The sequence below is a fragment of the Microvirga sp. CF3062 genome (genome assembly GCF_036314045.1).
Taxonomy (GTDB): domain Bacteria; phylum Pseudomonadota; class Alphaproteobacteria; order Rhizobiales; family Beijerinckiaceae; genus Microvirga.
The window spans coordinates 335,085-358,809 of sequence record NZ_JAYGGN010000002.1; the positions used below are offsets into that span (position 1 = coordinate 335,085).

Sequence of the window (23,725 nt, forward strand, 5' to 3'; positions counted from 1 at the left end):
AACCCTCTCCCTCAGGGAGAGGGAGTTTGAGCTTCATCCTGCACGCGATCCCGGATCGCCTGCGGCGTCTGGGATGACGCCTCGGTTAACGCCCCACCTTGCTCTCGATCACATCCCAAACCGTCACGGCGAGATCCGGGCCCCCGAGGCGCTTGATGGCGCGGATGCCGGTGGGGGCCGTCACGTTGATCTCGGTGAGATTGCCGTCGATCACGTCGATGCCGACGATGATCAGGCCCATGCGCTTGAGGTCCGGGCCGATGGTCTCGCAGATCTCGCGCTCGCGGGGCGTGAGGTCGGTGGGCTTCGCCGCGCCGCCGCGCACCATGTTGGAGCGGATATCGTTGGCTGCTGGCACCCGGTTGATGGCGCCTGCCGCCTCGCCGTCGATGAGGATGATGCGCTTGTCGCCCTCCGTGATCTTCGGCAGGAAGCGCTGGATCACCCAGGGCTCGCGGAACAGGTTGGCGAAGAGGTCGTAGAGCGAGCCGAAATTGGGATCTTCACGCCCGACCTTGAACACGCTGGCGCCGCCATGGCCGTAGAGCGGCTTCATCACCACGTCGCCGTGCTCGCGCCGGAACTCCTCGATCTCGCCTCGGTCGCGGGAGATCAGCGTCGGGGGCATCAGGTGCGGGAAATGCGTGACGAAGATCTTTTCCGGCGCATTGCGCACATGGGTCGGATCGTTGACCACAAGGGTCTTGGGGTGGATGCGCTCCAGAAAGTGGGTGGCGGTGATGTAGGCCAGGTCGAAGGGCGGGTCCTGGCGCATGAGCACCGCATCCACCGTCGACAGATCGATCCGCTCGGGCTCACCCAGCGTGAAGTGGTCGCCCTCCTGGTCGCGCACCTCGATGGGCTCGGCCATCGCGATCACGGCGCCGTCGCGGAGCGACAGGCGGTCGGGCGTGTAGTGCAGGACGCGGTGACCCCGCCGCTGGGCTTCGAGCAGCAGCGCAAAGCCCGTATCACCCGCGATCTTGAGGCTGCGGATGTGGTCCATCTGGAAAGCGACGGTGAGGGTCATAGGTCAGGCCTCGTTGGAAGCAGGGTTATTGGCACTAAAATGCGGGATGGCAACTCTTCATCACAGGTATCGTGAACGAAAACCGGGAAGGCGGGTTATCCAACGGCCCCGCTTGACTGCTAACCCCTTGCAGATCCATTCAAGCTTTTCCATGTGAGAGTGTATGCACCGCCGCGCCCTTCTGATCGTCAATGCCAAGAGCCGCAGCGGTGCCGCCCAACGCGACATCGCTGCCGAGCGCCTAAAAGACCACGGAATCGAGCCAGTCCATGTGGATTGCGGCCGCCGGGAGGACCTGTCACCCCTCATCGTCCAGCATGCCAAGGACGTGGATTGCGCTGTGGTCGGGGGAGGGGATGGGACGCTGAATGCGGCCGCCTTCGGGGTCATCGAGGCCGGATTGCCCCTGGGTATCCTGCCGCTCGGCACCGCCAACGATCTCGCGCGCACTCTTGAAATCCCTTTCGACCTCGATGGTGCCGCCCAGGTGATCGCCGATGGCCGCACCCGCAAGATCGATCTCGGCATCGTCAACGGCGAGCCCTTCTTCAACGTGGCAAGTATCGGGCTCTCGGCGGAACTGGCCCAGAAGCTGACGCGGGACATCAAGCGCCGCTGGGGGCGTCTCGGTTACGCCATGGTGGCTCTGAATGTTTTGATGCACGCGAAACCCTTCCGGGCGACGATCTACGGCGAGAACGAGGCGGCGCACGTGCGGACGCTGCAGATCGCAGTCGGCAATGGCCGCTTCTACGGCGGCGGCAATGCGGTCGAGCAGGATGCCACCATCGACGACCATCATCTCGATCTCTACAGCCTGGAACTGGAGCGGGCCTGGAAGCTCGCCCTCATGGCGCGCTCTTTCCGTCACGGCCGCCACGGCGCCTGGAACGAGGTGCGGGCGGTGCGCGCCAAGGAGTTCGACATCCGCACCCGCAAGCCGAAGCCGGTCAACGCGGATGGCGAGATCGTCACGCAGACACCAGCTCATTTCTCGATCAGGCCCGCGGCCGTGACGGTGTTTGCGCCAAAGCAGGCTGAGAGTTGAGGTTTATGCTCTTCGCTGTCATTCCGGGCTCTCGCTACGCTCGCCCCGGAATGACAGTGGAGACGTTTCCCTAAATTATTTCCAGCTCGAACGCGCTCACAATATGCTGTGGCCACGTCTTGGGTGCAATGAACACGGCGTCCGCGCGCCATGTCTTGTCCGCCGCCCAGTCGTTGCGTGCAAGCCAGGCGCGCACGGCACGGGAGAAGCGCCGGCGCTTGGTGGATGTAATGGCCGAGAGCGCATCGTCCATGAGCCCGCGTGCCTTCACTTCGACGAAGGCAATGGTGTCGCCGCGCATGACGATCAGGTCGATCTCGCCGCCAGCCGCCGCATAACGGCGTGCGAGAGGGCGATAGCCCTTCGTCACGAGAAACAGCAGAGCGATCCACTCGGCGCGGTGGCCGCGGAGAAAAGTCACTTCGCGGCGGTCGAGAGCGCTCTTCATTCGCCCTTCTTCGCGAGCACCAAGGCGCGGGCATAGATCTCCCGCTTGGGCAGATCGAGCTCCGCCGCAACGAGGGCCGCGGCGTCCTTGATCGAGTGGTTCTTGAGGGCCGCTTCGAGCTTGCCGTCGAGGACTGCATCGGCTTCCGCTGCATGCATCTCCTTGGTAGCTTCGCCGATCAGCACCACGATCTCGCCCTTGGGCGGGCCTTCCTCGGCGAATTGCCGGGCGAGTTCGGGGAGCGTTCCGCGCCGGATGGTTTCGAACATTTTCGTCAGTTCGCGCGCCACCACGGCTTGCCGTTCGCCCAAAACCTCGGCGGCGTCCGCCAGCATCTCCGGCAGGCGGTGCGGGCCCTCGAAGAGCATGAGCGTGCCGGGAATGGTGCCGATCTCGGCAAGCCTGGTGCGCCGCGCGCCGCTCTTCGATGGCAGAAAGCCTTCGAAGAAGAACCGGTCTGTCGGCAGGCCCGAGGCCACCAGCGCGGTGAGCACGGCGGAGGGGCCGGGGATCGGGGTGACCGGCAGTCCTTCCTCGATGGCTGCCTGCACGAGCTTGTAGCCCGGATCCGACACCAGCGGCGTGCCGGCATCGGAGACCAATGCCAACGCCTGTCCCTCGCGGATGCGGTGAACCATGCGCTCACGCACCGCCTCGTTGGAATGCTCGTGATAGGCCACTAAGGGCGTGGTGATGCCGTAATGGGCCAAAAGCGTCTTCGTCACCCGAGTGTCCTCGGCCAGGACGGCGTCCGCGGCGGCCAGCACGCTCAGCGCCCGGAAGGAGACGTCCTGCAGGTTGCCGATAGGGGTTGCGACCACATAGAGGCCGGGCGAAAGGGGTTTGGCCTCGGCCGCAAGGCCGAAGGCGGTGAAGGTGGCGATCCGCTCGTTGGGCTCGCGCCGCCTGGTGCGATTGTCGATTCTCTGAGTCATGGGATCGGCACTCTTGCATGAAGCGGGACCTTCGCGAAAGCCGGGTCCTTCAGCCTCTCATCCTGTGTTGGAAACAATGTTTACTTTTCTCCGGCACACTTCCTTCAGTAACGAAGGCTGTTTCCAAAGGGGGCGGAGATGGCGCGCGTATCGTATGACTGGGTTCGAGACTTTGCAGGTCGTGCGGCCTGGGCTGTTGTCCTGGCGGCGTCGCTGGGCCTGTCCGGTTGCGTGGGCTCCGAGAGCCGCGTGCCGCCGCGCAAGGTAAGCCGGCCTCAGGCTGCTCCCGTCGAGCCGTCCTATGCAGCCGGTGTTGCGGGGCCTGGTTCCCCGATTCAGGTTTCTTCGCCGGGCCAGTTCGGTGGCTCTACCACCATCGGTACCGGCCCCGTCAAGGTCGCCCTGATCCTGCCCATGAGCGCTGCCGGTCAGGGCGCGGTGGTGGCGCAGAGCATGCGCAACGCCGCCGACATGGCTGTGAGCGAGTTCCAGGGCTCCGACATCACGCTCCTCGTGAAGGACGATAACGGCACCCCTGAGGGGGCGCGTGCGGCCGCGCAGCAGGCGCTCGCGGAAGGGGCCGAGCTCATCATCGGGCCGCTCTTCTCCGGCTCCGTCCAAGCGGCAGGACAGGTGGCGCGCGAGCGGGGCAAACCTGTCATCGGCTTCTCGTCGGATGCGAGCATCGCCAGCCGCGGCGTCTATCTTCTGAGCTTCCTCGTGCAGGAGGAGGTCGACCGCATCGTCGCCTTTGCCGCCACCCAGGGCCGCCGCTCGATTGCGGCCCTGATCCCGGAAACGCAGTATGGCCGCGTGGCCGAGGCGCGGCTGCAGCAGGCGGCCGCCCGGCAGGGCCTGCGCCTCGTCGCGCTCGAATACTACCCGCCGGGGCAGCCGCAGGTGGGCGTGCAGCGCCTGTCCCGCGTGATCGGCGGAGCCGCCCCGCAGGCCGATGCGCTGTTCATTCCCGATAACGGCGATGGCCTGCCAGCCGTTGCCCAGGCGCTGCAGATGGCGAGGTTCGACCCGATGCGGGTCAAGCCGCTTGGCACCGGCGTGTGGAACGAGCCGCGCATCTTTGCATTGCCGGCCCTGCAGGGCGGCTGGTTTGCGACGCCCGATAATCGCGGCTTCGAGGCTTTCGCCGAACGCTACCGCGCGCGCTTCAGCACCGATCCGATCCGCCTTGCGACTCTGTCCTACGATGCCGTGACCCTCGCGGCGGCGCTCGCGCGCATGCAGGGCGCGCAGGCCTTTACTAATGTCATGCTCACGAACCCGGCGGGCTTTGCCGGCGCGGACGGCGTGTTCCGCTTCAATCCCGACGGCACCAATGCCCGCGCGCTCACCGTGCAGGAGATCCGCAACGGAGGCGCTGTTGCGATCAGCGGCGCGCCGCGAACGCTGGTGGCGGGGAACTGACGCCCTCGTCTCATTGACCATCCCCCACGTCATCACCGGCCTTGTGCCGGTGATCCCGATCATGGGGAGCGCCGTGCTCATCGAATCGAGATGACCGGGACAAGCCCGGCCATGACGTGAAGGTTCTATACTGGTTGGGGCAGTCAGCCCTACTTGCGCGTCAGCGTCGCGCTCAACTCGGGCTTGTTGTTGAGGCTCTGGAACACCACGCAGTAGCGCTCGGTGAGCTTGAGAAGCTGATCGATCTTCTCCTGCGGCGCGTCAGTATCGACTTCGAAGGACAGGCGGATGTTCCTGAACCCTACGGGCGCGGTCTTGTCGACGCCGAGCGTGCCGCGGAAATCCAGATCGCCTTCCGCCTTTACGGCGCCGTGGCGCAGGTCGATTTCGAGCGCGGTCGCCACGGCTTTGAGCGTCACGCCCGCGCAGGCAACAAGCGCCTCGAGCAGCATGTCACCGGAGCACAGTTCCGCGCCGGAGCCGCCGGTGGCCGGGTGGAGGCCCGCGACGGCAAGCGCACGGCCCGTCTCGACCTTGCAGGCGATATGCTGGTCGTCGAGGGTGCCCTGCGCCTTCAGGGTGATGACGGCGGCGTTCGGATCGCTGCGGTATTGATCCTTCAGCGGCGCCTGGAGGGCGCGAAGGGCGGTGGCGTCCATGATGATGTTCCTTGTTACCACCACAGCGCGGCGGCCTGACGGTCGCGTTCGCGCTGGGGCTGCGCTTGAGGAGCTTTGAGGGAATGGTCGAGGGCCGTCAAGATGCGGCGCACGGAGGTCTCGAAGGGAAGCCCCGTCCTGTCGCGCGGGCGCGAGAGCGTAAGCGGCAATTCGTCGAAGATGCGGCCGGGCTTGGGCTGCATGACGACGGCGCGGTCGGCGAGCGTCACGGCCTCCTGCACGTCGTGCGTGACGAGTACCACGGTCGGGCGCGTTTCTTCCCAGAGCCCCAGCAGGTGCTCGTGCAGGCTTGCACGGGTGAAGGCATCAAGGGCCGAGAACGGTTCGTCCAGCAGGAGCACCTTCGGGTTGGTGACGAACGCGCGGGCGATGGACACGCGCTGCTGCTGACCGCCGGAGAGGTCGCGGGGCCAGCGGTCGGCATGCTCGGCGAGGCCGATCTTTTCAAGCGCATGCGTCACGCGCTCTTGTCGTTCGGACGCGCTCACGCCGGCGAGGCCGAAGGCGATATTGTCGAAGACTGACAGCCAGGGCAGCAGGCGCGGCTCCTGGAACACGATTCCAACCGCGGGATGCGGGCCTGACAGCACTTCGCCGTCGAGGCGGATCCGGCCGGCGCTTTCCCGGTCGAGGCCGGCGATGAGGCGTAAGAGCGTGGTCTTGCCGCAGCCCGATCCGCCGATCAGCGCGACGATCTCGGCCTCATGCACCGTGAGGTTGATGTCGGAGAGCGCCCGTGTGCCGTCGGCATAGGTCTTGGAAAGATGCTCGAACGACAGCATTACAATCTCTCCCGTACGGTGTCCTGCCAGCGCACGAGCGGCTTGGTGGCTGCGACCAGCAGGCTGTCGGCGGTTTTGCCGAGCAGCGCGAAGGCGATGATGGCCGCAAGAATCTGGTCGGGCTTGCCCATCTGCTGCCCGTCGACAAGCAGATAGCCGAGGCCTTCCGACGCGCCCATGAACTCGGCCGCGACGACGAACATGAAGCCGAGACCGAGGCCTGAGCGCAGCGCGATCACGGCTTCGGGCAAAACCGCCGGCAGCAGGATGCGGCGGGCGAGCTGGATGCGCGAGAGGCGGAACACGTGGCCAACTTCCACGAGCTTGCGGTCGACAGAAAGGATCGCGCCGGCGATGCCGAGATAGACCGGGAAGAACACGCCGACCGCGATGAGCGCCACTTTCGAGGCTTCGAAGATGCCGAGCCAGAGGATGAACAGAGGCACCCAGGCGATGGACGGAATCGCGCGCAGGGCCTGCAGGGTCGGATCGAGCAATTGCCGGAGGGTCTGGCTGGAGCCTGAGAGCGCGCCGAGCACGATGCCGGAAACCGCGCCGATGGCGAAGCCGACGAGAACGCGCCACAGCGTCATCCAGGCATGGGTCCACAATTCGCCGGTTTCAGCGAGCGCCCAGAGGGTCGCAATGATGCGGCTCGGCGGCGGCACGAGGCGGCCCTGCGCAAGGCCGAATGTAACAGCCGCTTCCCAGAGAAGCGCAATGGCGACAGGCAAGAAAAAGCCGAGAAGGATGCGCCAGTCGAAGGCACGTCGCTTCTCGGTGGAGGTTGGGGCCGTGAGAGCGGCGGCACCCTTATGGGAGGACCAGGCGTTGCTTGCAGCGTGGCCTGTCACGGCGCTCTCCCGTGATGAAATCATCAGCGCGACGCGGTGGCGAAGCGGCGGTCGATCAGCGAGTCGACAGCGGCGCGCACATCTGTTTGAGGAGTGATGACGCCGGCCTGCTGCAGGGCAAGGCCTGCGGCGAGGATCGTGTCGACCTGAGGCTGACCGATGGAGGAGTGCGTGAGCTCCGTACGCTCGAGCTGGCGCTCGATCACAGCATCAGGCAGCTTGGTGTAGGCAATCAGGGACTTCTTCAACTCGTCCTTGTTGGCGAGCGCATATTTGCGCGCTTCCTCGTAGGACTTGAGCACGCGCTCCACGAGGGCCGGGTTCTCCTTGGCGAAGGCTTCCGAGACGTTGAGCACGCCCCAGGTGTTGGCGCCGGCGTTGCGGTAGAACAACTGAGCGCCGGTTTCCGCTTCGGCCGCGGCCATCAGCGGATCGAGACCGGCCCAGGCATCCACGTCGCCACGCTCGAGAGCCGTGCGGCCATCCGGATGCTGGAGCAGAACGAGCTTCACGTCCTTCTCGGTGAGCTTGGCCTCCTGCAGGGCGCGCACCAGGAAGATGTGCGGATCGGTGCCGCGGGTCACGGCCACGCGCTTGCCCTTCAGGTCCTCGACCTTGGTGATGCCCGTATCCTTGCGGGTCACGAGCGCCGTCCATTCCGGGCGCGAATAGACATAGATCGACTTGATCGGGTTGCCGTTGATCTTGCCGATCAGGGCGGCGGCACCGGCCGTGGAGCCGAAATCGATCGAGCCGGCATTCAGGAATTCGAGCGCCTTGTTGGAGCCGAGCGACTGCACCCAGCGCACCTTGATGCCATCCTTCTCCAGTTCCTTCTCAAGGAAGCCCTTGTCCTTGAGGACGAGGCTCACCGGATTGTAGGTGGCGTAGTCGATGCGGATTTCCTTCACCTGCGCGAAGGCAGAGGTGGCGGAGGCAAGGCCTGTGGCAACGGAGGCGGCGAGGAGGAGGCGGCGGGTCAGGCTCATCGTGTTGGTCCCATGTTGGGCGCATGGGAGCATCGTTCGATGCACCCGGCGCTTTAGCTGCACTTGTTTCGCGCCCGCAAGCTGCATGCTCAAATCGGCGCGTGTCCTTTATATAGAACTTATCGTTTTTTATGTCAAACGATATCTCTTATAAAGAACATCTTATCCGCTTTTCCGGATATGGCCAGTCCACCCTTGGGCGAAGACCTTTTCTGGTGGTAAGCCAAATGGCAGCTCGTATACGGTTGTTCCATGCCATCCCTTAAGCCTCAGAATATTCTGCAAAGCCTTGGCACTCAGCCGATCCGGGATGCTGCGGATTTGCGGGCCGGGCTCGTCCCCCTGCTCAAGGCCTTCCTCGATGAGGGGAGGGCGGAGGCCGAGGCAAAGCTTCTGGAGAATCAGGATGGGCTCGTGTGCGCCCGCTACCTTTGCGAGCGGATGGACGAGCTGGTGCGCATCGTTCACGATGCCGTCGTCCAGCATCTCTACCCCAGTGCCAATCCGTCCGCCGGCGAACGCCTTGCGGTCGCGGCGACAGGCGGCTACGGGCGCGGCACCCTGGCGCCCGGTTCCGACGTCGATCTCCTGTTCCTCCTGCCCTACAAGCAGACAGCATGGAGCGAGAGCGTGGTCGAGGCGATGCTCTACGTGCTGTGGGACCTCAAGCTGAAGGTGGGTCACGCGACCCGGTCGGTGGAGGAGTGCCTGCGGGAAGCGGGCGCCGACATGACGATCCGCACCTCCCTGCTCGAAACGCGCTTCCTGTTCGGCGACAGGGAACTCTTCGACAATTTGACCAAGCGCTTCGACAAGGAAATCATCGCGACCTCGGCTCCGGCCTTCGTCGATGCAAAACTGAAAGAGCGCGATGCGCGCGTGGCCAAGGCTGGCGCCTCGCGCTACCTCGTCGAGCCCAACGTGAAGGACGGCAAGGGAGGCTTGCGCGACCTCAACACGCTTTTCTGGATCGCAAAGTATGTCTACCGGGTGAAAGAGCCCGAGGAGCTGGTGACGGCGGGCCTCTTCACGAAGGACGAGTTCAACCTGTTCGCCCGCTGCGAGGAGTTCCTGTGGCGGGTGCGCTGCCATATGCATTTCGCCACCGGTCGCGCCGAGGAGCGCCTGACATTCGATCTGCAGCGCACCATCGCCGAGCGCATCGGCTTTGCCCCCCGAGGCGGCTTGTCGGCGGTCGAGCGGTTCATGAAAACCTACTTTCTGATTGCCAAGGACGTGGGTGATCTCACCGCCATCGTCTGCGCCGAGCTCGAGGCCCGTCAGACCAAGCCCCGTCCCATGCTCGACCGTGTCTTGGGCCGCTTCCGCCGTCGCCGTGGCGGTGCGCTTGTGGGCGACGATTTCACTATCGACAACAACCGCCTCAACGTCGCCTGCGAGGAGGCGTTCGAACGCGATCCCGTCAACCTGATCCGCCTGTTCTGGCTCGCCGACCGGCACAACCTGGCGATCCATCCCGATGCGACACGCCTGGCGACACGCTCGCTCAAGCTCATCGGTCCAAGCCTGCGCAACGATCCGGAAGCCAACAAGCTGTTTCTCGAGATCATCACGTCCAAGAACGCCCCGGAGGTGGTGCTGCGTCTCATGAACGAGGCCGGTGTGCTCGGCCGCTTCGTTCCGGATTTCGGCCGCATCGTCGCGATGATGCAGTTCAACATGTACCACCACTATACGGTTGACGAGCACCTTGTGCGCTCGGTCGGCGTGCTCACCGAGATCGAGGCGGGCCACCTGGGCAGCGAGCATCCGCTGGCGAACCGGATCTTCTCTACCATCCGCAATCGACGCGCGCTGTATGTCGCGGTCTTCCTGCACGACATCGCCAAGGGCAGGCCGGAGGATCACTCGACGGCCGGTGCGGTGATCGCCCGCAAGCTCGGCCCCCGCTTCGGCCTCTCCGACGCGGAGACCGACACGGTGGCTTGGCTGATCGAGCATCATCTGCTCATGTCGAACACGGCGCAGAGCCGCGATCTGTCCGATCCCACCACCATCAAGAGCTTCGCCGAGGTGGTGCAGACCATGGAGCGCCTCAAGCTCCTGCTCGTGCTCACCGTCGCAGATATTCGCGCAGTAGGGCCGGGCACGTGGACGGGCTGGAAGGGCCAGCTCCTGCGCAATCTCTACCACGAGACGGAAGTAATCCTTGGCGGCGGCGCCGTGGATATCGCCCGCTCGGAGCGCGTGCGTCTGGCACAGGAGCAACTGCGCGCCGAGCTGCCCGACTGGTCCGATGTGGAGTTCGAATCTTACGCCGCTCGCCACACGCCGGGCTACTGGATCAAAACCGACGAGACCCGACGGGCGAAGCAGGCCCGGCTCCTGAGAGAATCGGAGAAGGGTGGCCGGACCGTCACCACCGCTTACGAGACTGACCAGTTCCGGGATGTGACCGAATTCACCATCCTGTCGCCGGACCATCCGCGCCTGCTTGCGATCATCACCGGCGCCTGCGCGGCGTCCGGCGGCAACATCGTCGATGCGCAGATCTTCACCACCACGGACGGTCTTGCGCTGGACACCATCGTGCTGTCCCGCGCCTTCGACCGGGATGAGGACGAGCTGCGCCGGGCCGAGCGGGTCGCCAAAGCCATCGAGCGGGCACTGAAAGGCGAGGTGAAGATCGCCGATCTCGTGGACGGCAAGCGGCCGACCAAGCCTGCCTCAAGGGCCTTCCATGTGCCCCCGGAGGTGACCATCGACAATTCCCTGTCGAACCGCCAGACGGTGATCGAGGTCTCCGGCCTCGACCGGCCGGGCCTGCTCTATGACCTCACCACGGCCTTGGGAAAGCTCAACCTCAACATCGCCTCGGCCCATATCGTGACCTTCGGCGAGAAGGCCGTGGACGTGTTCTACGTGACGGACCTCACCGGCACGAAGGTCACCCATGCGGGCCGCCAGGCCACCATCCGCCGGGCCCTGCTGGATGTGTTCAAGGCAGAGGAAACCGCGGCTCTCCAGCGGCGTAGCGCTTGATTTGTGGCGCACGCGACCTGATATGTGCCCCGAACCCTTACTCATTCCCATCTCAAGCTGATCGATCATGAATCCGAACGACACGGAAAACCAGAACGCGGCCCTGCAGGCCGAGCCCGTCAACGATGCTGCCCCTGAGGCGGCTTCCGCGCCCGAGGCCGACCCGATCGCCGTTCTCGAGGCCGAGAAGGCGGATCTCAAGGATAAGCTCCTGCGCCTGATGGCCGACATGGAGAACCTGCGCCGTCGCACCGAGCGCGAGATCGCCGATGCCCGCACCTATGCGGTGGCGAACTTCGCCCGCGACATGCTCAATGTGGCCGATAACGTGCGCCGCGCCATCGAGAGCGTGCCGGAGGAGGCGAGCAAGACCGCCGAAGGCGCTTTCAAGGGCTTGATCGACGGGATCGACCTCACCGAGCGCGACCTGCTGAAAAACCTGGAGCGCCACGGGGTGAAGAGACTCGACCCTGAAGGCCAGAAGTTCGATCCGAACCTGCACCAGGCCATGTTCGAGATCCCCAATGCGGAGGTGCCGAACGGCACGGTCCTGCAGGTGGTCCAGTCCGGCTACGTGATCGGCGAGCGCGTCCTGCGCCCGGCGCTGGTCGGCGTCTCCAAGGGCGGCCCGAAGGCCGCCGCCAACGGGGCCGGCAGCGAGACGGCGGATAATTCGTCGGCGGCTTCGTAATCGAAGCGCAATGCAAAGCTTCTCAGGATGAGGCGCTGGTTCACCTCTCCTTGAGGGAGAGGTCGGACCGAAGGTCCGGGTGAGGGGTTACTGTCCTCTCTGGAGAGCGCTCTCCCCCTCACCCTCGCTGCGCTCGACCTCTCCCCACCGGGGAGAGGTATGGCTGCGGCAGCTTTTGTGCTCTCTGGTACAACCGGCTGGCGCCGGCACCCCCAACTCCAACTTCTCCCCACAAGGGGAAGGAGAGCCGATTGCCTGAAACGGGCCTGCATGATCAATACGTGAGCGTCTTACGGCTCCAGCGGGCAAGGTCGGGCTCTTAGTGAACTTTCTCCAATCCCTCCCCTTCGAGACCATCGGCGTCGCCGTCTTCGCGCTCTCCGGCGCGCTCATGGCGGCCCGCAAGGGCATGGACCCGTTCGGCTTCGCGCTTCTGGCCACGCTGACGGGCGTTGGCGGCGGCACCGTACGGGACTTGCTCATCGGCATCCGGCCCGTTTTCTGGGTAGGTGATCCGGGCGACGTGCTCGTCTGCCTGATCGTGGCCGAGCTTGTCTTCATCCTCGGCCCCAAGCGCGTGACGTGGGTCGAAGGCGGGCGGCAGGGTCGGCTTCTTCTTTGGGCCGACGCCCTAGGCTTGGCCCTTTTCGCCGTTTCGGGAACAGCCAAGGCGCTCGGCGCCGGCGTGCCGGCCCTGTCGGCGGTGGCGCTCGGCACCGTCACGGCCACTTTCGGCGGCATCATCCGCGATATCTTCGCTGGAACGACACCCCTGGTGCTGCGCCAGGAGATCTACGTCACGGCGGCGGCTTTGGGCGCTGCCGTCATGGTTGCCATGCAGGCTCTCGGCCTCGATCCCTTCTTGAGTGCGGCGACGGGCTTCGTTGCCGCCTTCAGCCTCAGGGCACTGGCCCTCCTGCGTGGCTGGTCCCTGCCGGCCTTCCCACCCCGCGACTAGAGCTTCGTCTCCACCCCGTCGATCACCGCCCGGAAGCGCCGCAGATTCTCGTCCCGCTGCTCCACCCGGGTCAGGCCGACCATGCGCACATAGCGGCCGGGCTCGAAGCGGATGGTCTGCATCACGATGATCGGCTGGCCCGATTCCACCTCAACCGCCTTGGCGACGATCTCATGCCAGTCCTGGCCCTTGAAGCGGAAGGATTCCGAGCGCTCGATCCTGACATCCTTGAGGATCTGGTTGGCGTTGAGCGCCGCGCGGGCGAACTGGTTGCGCTGCTCGCCGGCGGACGGCGCGGCATTAAGCGAGGCTGCCATGATCAGGATCGGCTGCTCCACCGCCTTGATCGTGTCCTTGGGGCCGTCCGTGAACAGGACGGAGTTGCCGGAGATTGCCCGCACGGGACGGAAGCCCGCCATGTCGCCGAGCCGGAACGGCATGGCGGAAACCTGCTCCTCGACGGAGATCGGTCCGCGCAGGGCAACGGTCTTCAGGGCCTCCCGGATCTGCGCCTCGCTGTAGCCGTCGGCGCCGCCGCGAACCTGCGCGATGATGAGGCCGGCCACACCCTCGCCTTTGACCGCCATGACCCATTTGCGCCCTTCCACAGGACCTTCCATGGTGCCGCCGATCAGCACCCCGGCCTTGTCGCCGAGCTTGAGAGTTTCACGGGAGGTCTCGTTCAGGCCCTGGCGCTTCAAAGCGTCCTTGGTGAAGCCCTTGACCACCTGCTCATAGGCCTGAGCGGGCATCTCCACGAAGTTGATGGCGGCAGCCTTCTCCTCATTCTCGAAGCCGCTGAAGCGCCGCGACACGGTCATGTCCGCCGGCGGAACAATTCCGATCCGCGAGGCTGGCGGAAAGACGGGCTCTGTCGCGAAGGCGGCCTGAGCCGACAGGATGAAGCCCAAGGCAGTGGCTGCAAAAGCTTTCATGGATGCCCCTCCGGTGAATCTGTGGCTTTGAGGCTAGCGCATCGTGCGGAAAAGTGGGAACCGGTTTTCGCTGACGCGGCCCTCTGGGTCCGGTCCACACGATGCGCAAACTATGGATTGAGCATCGGATGGATCCCAAAAGTGCAAGTCCACTTTTGGGTCCGATGCTCAGAGCGGCTTTTCCACCTTGCGCAAGGTGAGATTGAGGCGCCCGCCCTGCGGCAGCAGGTCCGCGCTGCCGGCATTCAGCCGGTCGATGCCATGATAGATCAGCCGCGCCGGCCCGCCGAACACGATCGCGTCACCGGAGCGAAGCTTGATCGAGCGGGTCGGGTCCTTGCGATCCAGGCCGCCATAGCGGAACAGCGCGGTGTCGCCCAACGACAGGGAGACGACCGGTGCGGCGAACTCCTCCTCGTCCTTGTCCTGATGCATCCCCATGCGGGCTGTGGGCTCGTAGAAGTTGATCAGGCAGGCATCAGGCGGATGTGGGTAATCGCTCAGTTCCTCCCAGGCGCGCAGGACCTGCTCCGGAATGGCCGGCCAGGGCTCGCCCGTCTCGGGATGCGTGGGCTGATAGCGATAGCCATTGACGTCCGACACCCAACCCAGCCGCCCGCAATTGGTCATGCGCACGGAGAATGGTTTTCCCGTGCGCGGCATGCGTGGGGTGAAAAGGGGTGCGGCCTTCGTGATCTCGCGCAATGACTGAAGCAACCGCTCCTGCGCCGGGCGGTCGAGATAGTCGGGATGGTAGACGAGGCCGGGTGCGAGGGTGATGGCGGACATGGCTTTCAACGCACTCCACTGTCATTCCGGGGCGGCCAAGGGCCGAGCCCGGAATCCATAAACACGACGCCTCAAGAAAGAGCGAGAAGCGTTACGATTCATTCTGCATCGTTAGCGGTTATGGATTCCGGGCTCCGCTACGCGGCCCCGGAATGACAGTGCATCTCTCTTACCCCTCCAACACCTTCTTGTCGGCCACCGTCGTATCCTCATTGAGCTTGTAAACGAGCGGGATGCCGGTCGCGAGTTCGAGGCCTGGGATCGTCTCGGAGGTAAGGCCGTCGAGCACCATCACGAGGGCGCGCAGCGAATTGCCGTGGGCTGCCACCAGCACGCGCTCGCCGCGCATGACGCGGGGCAGGATCTCGCGGATGTAGTAGGGCAGCACGCGGGCCACCGTGTCCTTCAAGCTCTCGCCGCCGGGGGGCGGCACGTCGTAGGAGCGGCGCCAAAGATGGACCTGTTCCTCGCCCCAGCGGGCGCGGGCGTCGTCCTTGTTGAGGCCGGCCAGATCGCCGTAATCGCGCTCGTTCAGGGCCTGGTTGGCGATGGTCTTGAGATCGGGCTGGCCGATCTCTTCCAGGATCAGCTTGCAGGTGCGTTGCGCCCGGGAGAGATCGGACGTGAACGCCACGTCGAACTGGACGCCCATTTCTTTAAGCCGCTGACCGGCGGTGCGCGCTTCCTGAACGCCGAGATCGGTCAGGCCCGGATCCTTCCAGCCGGTGAACAGGTTCTTGAGGTTCCATTCGCTCTGGCCGTGGCGGGCAAGCACAAGAAGGCGATCCATATCGTCGTGTCTCCGATGTCGATGAGATGTAGGCGTGTTTTAGCGCATCGTGCGGAAAAGTGGATCCGGTTTTCGCTGACGCGGCCCTCTGGGTCCGGTCCACACGATGCGCAAGCTATGGATTGAGCATCGGATGGATCCCAAAAGTGCAAATCCACTTTTGGGTCCGATGCTCTAAAGCTGATCGAGGCCAAGGACATGGGCCATGGTGTAATAGCCCGGCTTCTTGTCGAAGCCCCAGAGCGCAGCCCTCACGGCGCCGCGGGCGAAGAGGCCTCGGTCCTCGGCCCGGTGCGACAGCTCCAGGCGCTCGCCGGCGCCCGCGAAGATCACCGAATGCTCGCCCACCACGGTGCCCCCGCGAAGGGTCGCAAAGCCGATATCGCCAGCGTTGCGCGCGCCGGTATGCCCGTCGCGGCTGCGAACCGAGCGGTCCTTCAGGGAGATCTTCCGCCCCTCAGCCGCGGCCTCTCCGAGAAGCAGCGCCGTGCCCGAAGGCGCGTCCACCTTCATGCGGTGGTGCATTTCGAGAACCTCGATGTCGAAGTCTTCGCCCAATGTCGCCGCTGCCTTGCGCACGAGACCGGCGAGCAGGTTGACGCCCAGCGACATGTTGCCGGACTGGATGATGCGGGCATGACGCGCGGCCGTCTCCAGCTTGGTGAAGTCAGCCTCCTGCAGGCCGGTGGTGCCGATCACATGGACGATGCGCGCCTGGGCTGCGAGCGCAGCGAACGCCGTGGTGGCGGCGGGCGCCGTGAAGTCGAGCACGCCGTCAGCTTGGGCGAAGACAGGCAAGGGATCGTCGGTCACGTCCACGTCGAGCAAGCCGACCCCGGCCAGAAGTCCCGCATCCTGACCGAGGGCAGGGGAGCCTTCCCGCGCGATGGCGCCGACCAGCGCGCAGCCCTCGGTTTCGGCCACGGCCTTGATGAGCATGCGCCCCATGCGTCCGGCGGCACCCACCACGACAAGTCGCATCTCGCTCATGGCCGTTCTCCTGATCTGTCGGGCTCGGGTATAGCGGCTCGGGCGGCGGCTGAGAAGCGGGGTGCATCCTTCCCTCTCCCCTCTGCGGGAGAGGGTGGCCCTCGCGTCAGCGAGGGTCGGGAGAGGGGCTGCACTCAATCGAAAAATGTCCCCTCTCCCGGCTCACTCCGTTCGCCACCCTCTCCCGCAGAGGGGAGAGGGTTAGCGGTACCCTTCACCCCGGCTGTGGACCCTCGTAACCCTCGATAATGATAATGTCGGCGACCGCGTGGCCGTCGCGCTCGGCTTTCGCCGCCTGATACTCGGGCGAGTCCCAGCACTCCAGGGCGGCCTCATAGGTCGCAAACTCGATCACCACGTTACGGGCCCGTGCCTCGCCCTCGCCGACCCGATACGCGCCGCCGCGCACCAGGAAGCGGGCGCCGTATTTGGCGAACGGCACCGCATTGGCCTTCACGTAGTTCTGGTAGGCGTCGGGATTCGAGACGTCGACGCGGCCGATCCAATAGCCCTTCATCGCTCAGGCTCCTTCCACGAGAACGAATTCGGCCACGCAGGCACCCTCGCGTTTGGCCTTGGCGGCCTGATACTCGGGCGAATGATAATAGGTCCTGGCCTGCTCCACCGAGTCGAACTCGATCACCACGTTGCGGGCGCGCGCCTCGCCTTCGAGCGCCTCATAGGTGCCGCCGCGCACCAGCGGGCGGCCGCCATACTGGCGGATCGCCTCGGTCGCGCCCTTGGCGTATTCCGCGTAAGCCTCGGGGTTGGTGACGGTCACGCGGGCAATGACATAGCCTTTGGGCATCAGGCGCTCCTTTGAGATTTCATGTGACGCAGCGAACGCGAGAGGCGGCTGATCGTCAACCCTCATCCTCCCGTCATCACCGGCCTTGTGCCGGTGATCTCGATCCGAGAGGCGCTGCGCCTCATACAATCGGGATGGCCGGTACACGCCAGGCCATGACAAGTGGGGAATGTCTCATCCATTCCCTTCTCATGATTTGACCCTGAGAAAATCAATCGGCGATCAGAGCAGGCAAATCCGCCAGCAGGCTGTCGCGGGCGCGAAAGCTCGCGACGGATGTTTCCTTGCGCTCGTCGCGGATCAGCCGTGCGAAGAGGATCCTGCGCTCGCCCTTCTGTGCCCATCCAACGAACCAGCCGAATTGCCGGGAACGGTCGAATGTGCCGTCCCGCAACGGCTGAAAGCCTGTGCCGGTCTTGCCATAAGCCGTCCAATTGTCGGGCAGCGGAAAGGCGGGCATGATCGCGAGGGTCATGTCATGGGCCTTTGCCGAGATCGGCAGTTCGCGCTTGAGGAGCCTGCTCAGGAAAGCGATCTGCTCCACAGGCGAGATCTGCAGCGAGGAGGCGCTCAGCCATGCGCGAGTCAGGCCGTTGGCCTTGCCCTTGTCGCCGCTGACGTCGCGATTGCCATAACCGAAGGCGTCGACATAGCGTCCGAAGCGCTCCTCGCCGAGGTCGTGGGTCAAGACGTGCGAGTACCAGAGCACGGAATCCTTCAGCCAAGAGCGCGGCGTCGTGGTCTTTCGCCAGGCCTCGTTCCAGGCCTTGTATTCGGGCTTGTAGGGCCAGGCAGGCTCGCCCTCGTCCTTGAGGATGCCGACGTCGTAGCCCATCAGGCTCAATGGGACCTTGAACGTGGAGGCTGGGCTGCTGCGCCGCTCGCAATCGCCCTCGCGCTTCAGCACGCGGCCTGCTTCAAGTTCGGTGACAAGGGTGCAGGTGTCGGCCTGGGCTGCGCCCGCGAGCGCAAGCAGGCAGGAGCACGCAAGGAGCAGGCGAACAAGCATCGTGTGTAACTCAGGCGTTGGCGATGTCGCGCACGATGGCTTCTACTGCCGCGCGCGGATCGGCGGCCTTCACGATGGGGCGGGCGACCACGAGGTGGTTGGCCCCAAGCCGGATGCCCTCCGCCGGGGTCACGATGCGCTTCTGGTCGCCGGCCTCCGTACCCGCCGGGCGGATGCCGGGCGTGACGATGAGACGGTCGGGGCCAATGAGAGAGCGAACGCGCTCCGCTTCCGGCGCTGCGCAGACGATGCCGTCGACGCCGAGGTCGCGGGCTTGTCCTGCGCGCCGCGCGACGAGGTCCGCTGCCGAAACTGGGGCATAGCCCGCCTCGGTGAGATCGTTGTCGTCGTAGGACGTCAGCACCGTCACGGCGAGGATCTTCAAGGACGATCCCGCTTTTCCGGCCACCGCTGCGCGCATGGTCTGCGGATAGGCGTGGACCGTGAGGAACGTGGCGCCGAGGCGCGCCACCGAGCGCACGCCTTCCTCCACCGTGTTGCCGATGTCGTGGAGCTTGAGATCGAGGAAGACCTTCTTGCCCTGGCCGATCAGCTCGCGGGCAAATTCGAACCCGCCGGCGTAGGCCAGCTGGTAGCCGATCTTGTAGAAGGTGCCGGCATCGCCGATGCGCTCGACGATGGAGCGTGCCTCTTCGACGGATGGAAGGTCGAGGCCGATGATGAGCTTGTCGCGAATGTCGCCTTCGGAAACGGGATTTGTCGGAAGGGACATCGCGGCGCTCATGGGTTCATGACCTTGTTGTAGACCCAGACGCGGGCCGGGGGCAGGTTGCGCCAGATCCGGTTGGAGGCGCGGGCGCTGTAGCTGTCCGAGCGCGCCGGGACCGGCGGCACCACCGCATAGGTGAACTGGATGAAGGGCGCGCCCGGATGCATCATCTCCTGCGCGACCTCCAGGAGATCCAGGCGCTGATCCATTGGCTTGGTGAAGAGCGGCAGGCTCGACACGGTGGCGGCCGCAGGCTCCGCCAGAATCCCGGCGAGCGTCTCCTTAAGGTCGTAGGCGTCACCCTGGATAATCGTCGCCTTGGGGAAGCGCCGCTTCAGCAACCGGCAGAATTCGGGATTGTATTCGATCAGCACCAGCCGGTCCTGTGCCACGCCGCGCCGGATCAGGGCGTCGGTCACCGGACCGGTGCCGGGACCGAGCTCGATGACGGGCCCGGGGATGCGCGGGTCCACATAGGACGCCATGGTCCTGGCCAGGATCTTGCCTGACGGGGTGACCGCTCCCATGACGAGGGGCCGTTCGAGCCAGGAGCGCAGGAAGCGCGCCTCGTCCTGGAAGCGATCCTTCTTGAGGGGTAATTTCCGGGCCGTAGTCCGTTGTAACGACTGAACCACTGAAGCTGTCCCCTTGCGCGGCGGATCACGTTGGCTGTTTAGAACCTAGGCATCGGACCCAAAAGTGGAAGGCACTTTTGGGATTGATCCGATGCTTATCTTCTTAAGCAGCGCATCGTCTAGAGCGGAAAAACCGGATCCACTTTTTCCGCACGATGCGCTGAAAACGACCGTCAAGTTAAGTTGATCCGCCCAGGCCATCGAGAAACTCGCGGAAACGCGAGAAAAATCCCGAGCTTTCCGGGTGATTCTCCTTGGAGCACTCCTGGTCGAACTCCATCAGGAGCTCGCGCTGGCGCTTGGTAAGCTTTTGCGGGGTTTCCACAACAACCTGGATGTAGAGGTCGCCCACATCGCGCGCGCGCAGCACCGGCATGCCCTTAGCCTTCAGGCGGAACTGCTTGCCGGTCTGGGTGCCCTCGGGCACCTTCACGAGCGCTTCGGAACCACTGAGCGTCGGCACATTGAATTCGCCGCCGATCGCCGCCGTCACCATGGAGATCGGCACGCGGCAGAACAGGTCCGCGCCGTCCCGCTGGAAGAACGGATGCGCCTTGATCGACAGGAAGATGTAGAGATCGCCCGCAGGGCCGCCGCGCAGGCCCGCTTCGCCTTCGCCTGCAAGCCGGATCCGCGTACCGTCCTCGACGCCCGCCGGGATGTTGACCGAGAGCGTGCGCTCGCGGGTGACGCGTCCTGCGCCGCCGCAGGAGGCGCAGGGATCGTCGATGACCTCGCCGCGCCCATGGCAGTTGGGGCAGGTGCGCTCGATGGAGAAGAAGCCTTGCGTCGCCCTCACCCGGCCGGCGCCGCCGCAGGTGGGGCAGGCCTTGGGCTTGGATCCCGGCTTCGCGCCGGAGCCCGAGCAGGCCTCGCAGGTGACGGAGGTCGGAATCCTGAGTTCCGCATTCTTGCCGTGAAAGGCCTCGTCGAGAGTGATCTCGAGATTGTAGCGCATGTCGGCGCCGCGCTCGCGCCCGCCGGCGCTGCGACCGCGCCCGCCACGCCCGCCACCGGCATCGCCGAAGAAGTTCTCGAAGATGTCCGACATGAAGTCGGAGAAATCGCCGTTGAAGCCCGGTCCGCCGGCGCCGCCGCCATTGGCGAAGGCCGCATGGCCGTAGCGGTCGTAGGCCGCGCGCTTTTGCCCGTCCGAGAGGGTCTGGTAGGCCTCGTTGAGTTCCTTGAACTGAACCTCGGCCTCGTGATTGCCCGGATTGCGATCCGGATGATACTGCATCGCGAGCTTGCGGAAGGCGGCTTTCATCTCCGCCTCAGACGCGGTCTTCGCGACGCCGAGAACCTCGTAGTAATCGCGCTTGGACATGTCAGGCGCCCCTCGGAGCGGTCAGCCGCTCCGTCATCATGTTCATCGTCCGCCATGCATGTGCTGCACAGAAATAGGCTCCAAAGGCTTTTGCCGGAGCATCACGAAAAACGGTCGGTTGATCGGTCATTGTTGTCTTGGCCTATTCACGAAAACGGCACCCGGGCATAAAGCCGGGTGCCGGTTTTCTCGATTATGCGCGCATGGCCGTTAAGCGCGCTTCTTCTTGTCGCCTTCGTCGACTTCCTGGAAGTCGGCGTCGATAACGTCGTCCTTCGGAGCATCGCCGCCTTCCGGCTGCTCGCCGCCTTCACCAGGCGCGCCCTGAGCCGCCGCATACATGGCTTCGCCGAGCTTCATGGAGGCCTGCATCAGGTCCGTGGTGCGGGCCTTGATGACCTCGGAATCCTCAGCCCCAAGCGCCTGACGCAGCGCGTCGATGGCGGTGGTGATGCCCTGCTTGTCGGCTTCCGATACCTTGTCGCCGTACTCGGTGAGCGACTTCTCGGTGGCGTGGATCAGGCTCTCGCCCTGGTTCCTGGCCTCGACCAGCTCGCGGCGCTTCTTGTCTTCCTCGGCGTGAGCCTCGGCGTCCTTCACCATCTTGTCGATGTCGGCGTCGGACAGACCGCCGGAGGCCTGGATGCGGATCTGGTGCTCCTTGGCCGTCGCCTTGTCCTTCGCCGTGACGTTCACGATGCCGTTCGCGTCGATGTCGAAGGTCACCTCGATCTGCGGCACCCCGCGGGGCGCGGGCGGAATGCCCACGAGGTCGAACTGGCCGAGCAGCTTGTTGTCCGCCGCCATTTCGCGCTCGCCCTGGAAGACCCGGATCGTCACCGCGTTCTGGTTGTCTTCCGCAGTGGAGAACACCTGGCTCTTCTTCGTCGGGATCGTCGTGTTGCGGTCGATCAGACGGGTGAACACGCCACCGAGCGTCTCGATGCCGAGCGACAGAGGAGTCACGTCGAGGAGCAGAACGTCCTTCACGTCGCCCTGGAGCACGCCGGCCTGGATGGCCGCGCCGATGGCCACGACTTCATCCGGGTTGACGCCCTTGTGGGGCTCCTTGCCGAAGAACTGCTTCACCACTTCCTGGATTTTCGGCATGCGGGTCATGCCGCCGACGAGAACCACCTCGTCGATGTCGCCCGGCGAGATGCCGGCATCCTTGAGGGCCTTGCGGCAGGGCTCGATGGTCTTCTGCACCAAGTCGTCCACGAGCTGCTCGAACTTGGCGCGCGAGAGCTTGAGGGCGAGGTGCTTCGGACCGGAGGCATCGGCCGTGATGTAGGGCAGGTTGATCTCGGTCTGGGAGGCCGAGGACAGCTCGATCTTGGCCTTCTCGGCCGCTTCCTTCAGGCGCTGAAGGGCGAGCTTGTCCTTGGTGAGATCGATGCCCTGCTCCTTCTTGAACTCCGCCGCCAGGTACTCGACGAGGCGCATGTCGAAGTCCTCGCCGCCGAGGAAGGTGTCGCCGTTCGTGGACTTCACCTCGAACACGCCGTCGCCGATCTCGAGCACGGACACGTCGAAGGTGCCGCCGCCGAGGTCATAGACCGCGATCATGCCGGTCTGCTTCTTGTCCAGGCCATAGGCGAGGGCAGCCGCGGTCGGCTCGTTGATGATGCGCAGGACCTCGAGGCCGGCGATGCGGCCTGCGTCCTTGGTGGCCTGACGCTGGGCGTCGTTGAAATAGGCCGGAACCGTGATGACGGCCTGCGTCACCGGCTGCCCGAGATAGGACTCGGCCGTCTCCTTCATCTTCTGAAGGGTGAAGGCGGAGATCTGCGAGGGCGACATCTGCTTGCCGTCGGCCTCGACCCAGGCGTCGTTATTGCCGCCCTTCACGATGTGATAGGGGACGAGACCCATGTCCTTCTTGGTCATGGGATCGTCGAAGGTGCGGCCGATCAGGCGCTTGATGGCGAAGAAGGTGCGCGACGGGTTCGTGACCCCCTGGCGCTTGGCAGGCTGGCCGACGAGGCGCTCGCCTTCGTCCGTGAAGGCCACGATGGACGGAGTCGTCCGCGCGCCTTCCGCGTTTTCGATGACTTTAGGCGTCGCGCCTTCCATGACAGCGACGCAGGAATTGGTAGTACCGAGGTCGATACCGATAACCTTACCCATGGCGGGATCCCTCACTTTCAAGCAGACCGCCGGGCCCTCAAAGCAGCCCGGCCCATGGCTTACATGTTGCTGACAAATTGCCGGGGCCGCCTCGAACCGAGCCGTGCCCCGTGCTGGCGCTGATATAAGAAGGGGGTTTCAGAGCTGCAAGACGAACGTGGGCGCTAGTTTGCGCCAATTCGTCGGAGCCGGACCCTGTTACATTCCTGCAATATGGGCTGGAGCCTCAGGGCAATCCGGATTTGGGCGGGGGATTTAGGGCGAGGTTTCGACGATCAGGCTGAGCGCTGCCCTTAAGACCACCTGCCCGGCCTCGTCCCTGACGCTGACGATGAAGGTCTTCTGGTCGTCGCCGGGGAGGGCGTCCCGCGCCATGTCGGGCAGGACCTTCTGAGCCTCGGCCTTGGCCATTGCGATGTTCTGCAGCTCGAGGCCCTCATTGTCGGAGACAAGACGGCTGCCGTCATAGGTATCGAAAAAGTAGCGCGGCAACGGCATTCCCCTCTTGAGATTGGTGTCTGACAACTCAAGGATAAGACAATTGGTTCTAGACTTCGATACCAGAAGAGAAAAACCCTGAGATTTCAAGCTCCTGAATGGCTTCTGCCCGGTCGCTGGTCAAGCCCGGTGTTCGGGCCTACCCCCATAGCCGAGCTCGCGGACGCCATCGGGGCCAGCACGGTCATGTCAACCGGGTCCCGCAGGAACTTCGGGCTAACGGGCTCATCCGCAGCAAGGGAGC

The 23,725-nt window shown here is 64.8% G+C and carries 24 protein-coding genes; 5 read left to right on the top strand and 19 right to left on the bottom strand.

Annotated elements, in window-relative coordinates:
• Window positions 1–85: 85 nt before the first annotated feature.
• A complete protein-coding gene (gshB, locus tag VB618_RS05035) occupies window positions 86–1,030 on the bottom strand; it encodes a glutathione synthase (RefSeq protein WP_329795461.1) in 945 nt (314 codons plus the stop codon).
• Window positions 1,031–1,193: 163 nt separating this feature from the next.
• Between gshB and VB618_RS05040 the strand changes: the two genes are divergently transcribed.
• Complete coding sequence (locus VB618_RS05040; protein ID WP_329795462.1) at window positions 1,194–2,078, top strand: lipid kinase; 885 nt, start codon at window positions 1,194–1,196, stop codon at window positions 2,076–2,078.
• Window positions 2,079–2,148: 70 nt separating this feature from the next.
• Here VB618_RS05040 and VB618_RS05045 read toward each other — a convergent pair whose 3' ends face one another.
• On the bottom strand, window positions 2,149–2,526 hold the full coding sequence (locus VB618_RS05045; protein WP_329795463.1) for a YraN family protein: 378 nt from the start codon (window positions 2,524–2,526) through the stop codon (window positions 2,149–2,151).
• Window positions 2,523–3,461: a 16S rRNA (cytidine(1402)-2'-O)-methyltransferase gene (gene rsmI, locus VB618_RS05050; RefSeq protein WP_329795464.1), complete on the bottom strand. Its 939-nt coding sequence runs from the start codon at window positions 3,459–3,461 to the stop codon at window positions 2,523–2,525. Before rsmI ends, VB618_RS05045 begins: the two co-directional genes overlap by 4 nt.
• A 138-nt stretch (window positions 3,462–3,599) precedes the next feature.
• On the opposite strand from rsmI, the gene VB618_RS05055 reads away from it, so the two are divergent.
• Window positions 3,600–4,883: a penicillin-binding protein activator gene (locus VB618_RS05055; RefSeq protein WP_329795465.1), complete on the top strand. Its 1,284-nt coding sequence runs from the start codon at window positions 3,600–3,602 to the stop codon at window positions 4,881–4,883.
• A 149-nt stretch (window positions 4,884–5,032) separates the two neighbouring features.
• On the opposite strand, the gene VB618_RS05060 is transcribed toward VB618_RS05055, so the two are convergent.
• The 4 genes from VB618_RS05060 to VB618_RS05075 all read right to left on the bottom strand — a co-directional run bounded on the left by VB618_RS05060 (window position 5,033) and on the right by VB618_RS05075 (window position 8,188).
• On the bottom strand, window positions 5,033–5,542 hold the full coding sequence (locus VB618_RS05060; protein WP_329795466.1) for an OsmC family protein: 510 nt from the start codon (window positions 5,540–5,542) through the stop codon (window positions 5,033–5,035).
• 14 nt (window positions 5,543–5,556) lie between these two features.
• Window positions 5,557–6,345 carry an ABC transporter ATP-binding protein gene (locus tag VB618_RS05065; RefSeq protein WP_329795468.1) on the bottom strand — a complete coding sequence of 263 codons (789 nt, stop codon included), beginning with the start codon at window positions 6,343–6,345 and terminating at the stop codon, window positions 5,557–5,559.
• Entirely contained in the window at window positions 6,345–7,097 is a 753-nt protein-coding gene (locus VB618_RS05070; protein ID WP_329795696.1) for an ABC transporter permease, read from the bottom strand. The genes VB618_RS05065 and VB618_RS05070 overlap by 1 nt, the downstream gene beginning before the upstream one ends.
• 125 nt (window positions 7,098–7,222) lie before the next feature.
• The gene (locus tag VB618_RS05075; RefSeq protein WP_329795469.1) at window positions 7,223–8,188 is read right to left on the bottom strand and encodes an aliphatic sulfonate ABC transporter substrate-binding protein; all 966 of its coding nucleotides are present in this window, start codon (window positions 8,186–8,188) and stop codon (window positions 7,223–7,225) included.
• 252 nt (window positions 8,189–8,440) lie between these two features.
• Between VB618_RS05075 and VB618_RS05080 the strand changes: the two genes are divergently transcribed.
• The 3 genes from VB618_RS05080 (at window position 8,441) to VB618_RS05090 (ending at window position 12,840) form a co-directional block, all read left to right on the top strand.
• On the top strand, window positions 8,441–11,191 hold the full coding sequence (locus VB618_RS05080; RefSeq protein ID WP_329795470.1) for a [protein-PII] uridylyltransferase: 2,751 nt from the start codon (window positions 8,441–8,443) through the stop codon (window positions 11,189–11,191).
• Between the two features lie 67 nt (window positions 11,192–11,258).
• The gene (gene grpE / locus VB618_RS05085; protein WP_329795472.1) at window positions 11,259–11,882 is read left to right on the top strand and encodes a nucleotide exchange factor GrpE; all 624 of its coding nucleotides are present in this window, start codon (window positions 11,259–11,261) and stop codon (window positions 11,880–11,882) included.
• Between the two features lie 322 nt (window positions 11,883–12,204).
• Window positions 12,205–12,840, top strand: a complete 636-nt coding sequence (locus VB618_RS05090) for a trimeric intracellular cation channel family protein (protein ID WP_329795473.1) — start codon at window positions 12,205–12,207, stop codon at window positions 12,838–12,840.
• Here VB618_RS05090 and VB618_RS05095 read toward each other — a convergent pair.
• The 12 genes from VB618_RS05095 to VB618_RS05150 form a co-directional block, all read right to left on the bottom strand.
• Window positions 12,837–13,775: a hypothetical protein gene (locus VB618_RS05095; protein WP_329795474.1), complete on the bottom strand. Its 939-nt coding sequence runs from the start codon at window positions 13,773–13,775 to the stop codon at window positions 12,837–12,839. The genes VB618_RS05090 and VB618_RS05095 overlap by 4 nt on opposite strands.
• A gap of 168 nt (window positions 13,776–13,943) precedes the next feature.
• Window positions 13,944–14,564 carry an alpha-ketoglutarate-dependent dioxygenase AlkB family protein gene (locus VB618_RS05100; RefSeq protein ID WP_329795475.1) on the bottom strand — a complete coding sequence of 207 codons (621 nt, stop codon included), beginning with the start codon at window positions 14,562–14,564 and terminating at the stop codon, window positions 13,944–13,946.
• A 169-nt stretch (window positions 14,565–14,733) separates the two neighbouring features.
• Window positions 14,734–15,354: a 2,3-bisphosphoglycerate-dependent phosphoglycerate mutase gene (locus VB618_RS05105; protein WP_329795476.1), complete on the bottom strand. Its 621-nt coding sequence runs from the start codon at window positions 15,352–15,354 to the stop codon at window positions 14,734–14,736.
• Window positions 15,355–15,528: 174 nt separating this feature from the next.
• A complete protein-coding gene (gene dapB, locus VB618_RS05110) occupies window positions 15,529–16,335 on the bottom strand; it encodes a 4-hydroxy-tetrahydrodipicolinate reductase (protein WP_329795697.1) in 807 nt (268 codons plus the stop codon).
• 223 nt (window positions 16,336–16,558) lie between these two features.
• Window positions 16,559–16,861, bottom strand: a complete 303-nt coding sequence (locus VB618_RS05115) for a DUF1330 domain-containing protein (RefSeq protein WP_329795478.1) — start codon at window positions 16,859–16,861, stop codon at window positions 16,559–16,561.
• Window positions 16,862–16,864: 3 nt separating this feature from the next.
• Window positions 16,865–17,152, bottom strand: a complete 288-nt coding sequence (locus VB618_RS05120) for a DUF1330 domain-containing protein (protein ID WP_329795480.1) — start codon at window positions 17,150–17,152, stop codon at window positions 16,865–16,867.
• A 211-nt stretch (window positions 17,153–17,363) separates the two neighbouring features.
• Window positions 17,364–18,161 (bottom strand): class D beta-lactamase, encoded by a 798-nt coding sequence (gene blaOXA, locus VB618_RS05125; protein ID WP_329795482.1) that lies wholly within the window; start codon window positions 18,159–18,161, stop codon window positions 17,364–17,366.
• Between the two features lie 10 nt (window positions 18,162–18,171).
• Complete coding sequence (gene pyrF, locus VB618_RS05130; protein ID WP_329795484.1) at window positions 18,172–18,894, bottom strand: orotidine-5'-phosphate decarboxylase; 723 nt, start codon at window positions 18,892–18,894, stop codon at window positions 18,172–18,174.
• An 8-nt stretch (window positions 18,895–18,902) separates the two neighbouring features.
• Window positions 18,903–19,526 (bottom strand): class I SAM-dependent methyltransferase, encoded by a 624-nt coding sequence (locus tag VB618_RS05135; protein WP_329795485.1) that lies wholly within the window; start codon window positions 19,524–19,526, stop codon window positions 18,903–18,905.
• A 178-nt stretch (window positions 19,527–19,704) separates the two neighbouring features.
• Window positions 19,705–20,853, bottom strand: coding sequence for a molecular chaperone DnaJ (gene dnaJ / locus VB618_RS05140; RefSeq protein WP_329795486.1), 1,149 nt, complete (start codon window positions 20,851–20,853; stop codon window positions 19,705–19,707).
• 210 nt (window positions 20,854–21,063) lie between these two features.
• Entirely contained in the window at window positions 21,064–22,983 is a 1,920-nt protein-coding gene (dnaK, locus tag VB618_RS05145; protein WP_329795488.1) for a molecular chaperone DnaK, read from the bottom strand.
• Between the two features lie 255 nt (window positions 22,984–23,238).
• Window positions 23,239–23,481, bottom strand: coding sequence for a DUF6894 family protein (locus VB618_RS05150; RefSeq protein ID WP_442931666.1), 243 nt, complete (start codon window positions 23,479–23,481; stop codon window positions 23,239–23,241).
• Between the last annotated feature and the right edge of the window lie 244 nt (window positions 23,482–23,725).

Bases quoted from the DNA above. Each gene is read 5' to 3' on its own strand.
- VB618_RS05060 (WP_329795466.1), bottom strand. From the start codon at position 5,542: ATGGACGCCACCGCCCTTCGCGCCCTCCAGGCGCCGCTGAAGGATCAA.
- VB618_RS05075 (WP_329795469.1), bottom strand. From the start codon at position 8,188: ATGAGCCTGACCCGCCGCCTCCTCCTCGCCGCCTCCGTTGCCACAGGC.
- VB618_RS05100 (WP_329795475.1), bottom strand. From the start codon at position 14,564: ATGTCCGCCATCACCCTCGCACCCGGCCTCGTCTACCATCCCGACTAT.
- pyrF (WP_329795484.1), bottom strand. From the start codon at position 18,894: ATGTCCCTTCCGACAAATCCCGTTTCCGAAGGCGACATTCGCGACAAG.
- VB618_RS05120 (WP_329795480.1), bottom strand. From the start codon at position 17,152: ATGCCCAAAGGCTATGTCATTGCCCGCGTGACCGTCACCAACCCCGAG.
- VB618_RS05065 (WP_329795468.1), bottom strand. From the start codon at position 6,345: ATGCTGTCGTTCGAGCATCTTTCCAAGACCTATGCCGACGGCACACGG.
- VB618_RS05055 (WP_329795465.1), top strand. From the start codon at position 3,600: ATGGCGCGCGTATCGTATGACTGGGTTCGAGACTTTGCAGGTCGTGCG.
- VB618_RS05095 (WP_329795474.1), bottom strand. From the start codon at position 13,775: ATGAAAGCTTTTGCAGCCACTGCCTTGGGCTTCATCCTGTCGGCTCAG.
- blaOXA (WP_329795482.1), bottom strand. From the start codon at position 18,161: ATGCTTGTTCGCCTGCTCCTTGCGTGCTCCTGCCTGCTTGCGCTCGCG.
- rsmI (WP_329795464.1), bottom strand. From the start codon at position 3,461: ATGACTCAGAGAATCGACAATCGCACCAGGCGGCGCGAGCCCAACGAG.
- VB618_RS05040 (WP_329795462.1), top strand. From the start codon at position 1,194: ATGCACCGCCGCGCCCTTCTGATCGTCAATGCCAAGAGCCGCAGCGGT.
- VB618_RS05150 (WP_442931666.1), bottom strand. From the start codon at position 23,481: ATGCCGTTGCCGCGCTACTTTTTCGATACCTATGACGGCAGCCGTCTT.
- gshB (WP_329795461.1), bottom strand. From the start codon at position 1,030: ATGACCCTCACCGTCGCTTTCCAGATGGACCACATCCGCAGCCTCAAG.
- grpE (WP_329795472.1), top strand. From the start codon at position 11,259: ATGAATCCGAACGACACGGAAAACCAGAACGCGGCCCTGCAGGCCGAG.
- VB618_RS05115 (WP_329795478.1), bottom strand. From the start codon at position 16,861: ATGAAGGGCTATTGGATCGGCCGCGTCGACGTCTCGAATCCCGACGCC.
- dnaJ (WP_329795486.1), bottom strand. From the start codon at position 20,853: ATGTCCAAGCGCGATTACTACGAGGTTCTCGGCGTCGCGAAGACCGCG.
- VB618_RS05105 (WP_329795476.1), bottom strand. From the start codon at position 15,354: ATGGATCGCCTTCTTGTGCTTGCCCGCCACGGCCAGAGCGAATGGAAC.
- dnaK (WP_329795488.1), bottom strand. From the start codon at position 22,983: ATGGGTAAGGTTATCGGTATCGACCTCGGTACTACCAATTCCTGCGTC.
- VB618_RS05080 (WP_329795470.1), top strand. From the start codon at position 8,441: ATGCCATCCCTTAAGCCTCAGAATATTCTGCAAAGCCTTGGCACTCAG.
- VB618_RS05045 (WP_329795463.1), bottom strand. From the start codon at position 2,526: ATGAAGAGCGCTCTCGACCGCCGCGAAGTGACTTTTCTCCGCGGCCAC.
- dapB (WP_329795697.1), bottom strand. From the start codon at position 16,335: ATGCGACTTGTCGTGGTGGGTGCCGCCGGACGCATGGGGCGCATGCTC.